Source organism: Moorena sp. SIO4A1 (assembly GCF_010672065.1).
Lineage (GTDB): Bacteria > Cyanobacteriota > Cyanobacteriia > Cyanobacteriales > Coleofasciculaceae > Moorena.
This window is the reverse complement of the sequence record NZ_JAAHHX010000737.1, coordinates 1-1419: the sequence shown is the minus strand read 5'-3', so window position 1 is coordinate 1419 and position 1419 is coordinate 1. Positions and strand designations below refer to the sequence as shown.

Below are 1419 nucleotides of genomic sequence, written 5' to 3'. Positions count from 1 at the left end.
CCCAAAACCAAAAAGAAGGTCACGATTTAGGAGCTTCAAATATGCTCCTGGTCAGGTAAAGCTTAATGGAAACAAGATATACCTCCCAGGAATTGGATGGATGGGTTTTTACAACTCCCGCCCTATACCTGAGGGTTTTATTCTGAAATCCGTCACTGTTCGCAGAAAAGCTCGTGGGTGGTTTGCAAGTCTTCAAATCGAAGATAAATCGGTTCCACCTACTCCAGTAAAAGATAATACCGAAATTAATCCTCTGAAAGTCAAGGGCTGCGATCTAGGCATTAATAAGTTAGTAAGCCTTTCTAATGGAAAGACAATAGCTAATCCGGCTAAACAAAAATCTTTTAGACGTAAAGAAAGACGTTTGAACTTGAGACAGAAAGCTGCTAGTCGGAAGAAAAAAGAATCCAAAAATAGAGGAAAGTCTTACGAAGCGGTTGCTTCGCTTCATGAGCGAATAACAAATAGCCGCAGTGCCTACCATTGGGATGTTGCCAATCAATTAGTTGAAGAAACAGATGCTTTAGTCTTTGAAGACCTCAATATTAAAGCAATGAAATCTCGGTGCAAACCTAGACCAAACGAAAATGGTGGCTATGTCCGCAATGGACAGTCGGCAAAAAGAGGTTTAAACAGATCAATATCTAATGCAGCTTGGGGAGAACTGGTCAAAAAGATAGAGGTCGTGGCTGCGAAGTCAGGCATACCAGTAGTCAAAATAAATCCCAAGCACACGTCTCAAAAATGCCCAAAATGCCATCACGTCAGTAAAAGTAACAGAAAGAAAGAAAAGTTTGTCTGTACCAACTGTGGCCACTATGACGATGCTGATATCAATGGGGCAATAAACATAAAACTAAGGGGTCTCAAAAAACTGGGTATTGACCCCATCCAGCTACCTCCGGTGCGGGGGAAAGTCACGCCCACGGAGATAACAGCAACATAGTTGTTGTGCCTGGGAATCCCCACCCTCTTTCAGGGTAGGGAGGTTCAAGAAAAGTTAGGTTTTGAAGTAATGGGAGATTCCTTTGAGGAGGCTGGTATTGTTCATGTGAAGATGATAAAGATGTTAAGAGGATTGAGCTAAAAAGGTAAAAAGAAATAGGTAATAATGATGCATCCCTACTCCCTACTCCCTAAAACCCTAGACTAAATGACTTCATCCAATTGAAAACTGCTATATTTGTAAATAGTCTATTGAATCAGATTTGCGGTAGGGATAAACGCGATCGCTACCCGCTGATTGAGAGCGCGAGCGATTTTTTGCAACATAGAAAGGGAGTGTCCCTCATAATCAGCATCTTCCAGTCGTGCAATCACAGGCTGCTTTGTACCTACAAGTTCTGCAAGCTGTTTCTGGGTTAACCCCGCTTTTGTTCTGGCTTCATAAATTAACTGTGCCACCTCTGCATTTATAGA

The 1419-nt window shown here is 42.0% G+C and carries 2 protein-coding genes; one reads left to right on the top strand and one right to left on the bottom strand.

What is annotated here, in order from left to right:
- The coding region (locus tag F6K53_RS42475; RefSeq protein ID WP_293086554.1) for a transposase at positions 1 to 946 on the top strand (946 nt) is incomplete at its 5' end.
- A gap of 248 nt (positions 947 to 1194) precedes the next feature.
- Here the strand turns inward: F6K53_RS42475 and F6K53_RS42470 are convergent.
- On the bottom strand, positions 1195 to 1419 hold a 225-nt coding region (locus F6K53_RS42470; RefSeq protein WP_293086551.1), incomplete at its 5' end, for a helix-turn-helix domain-containing protein.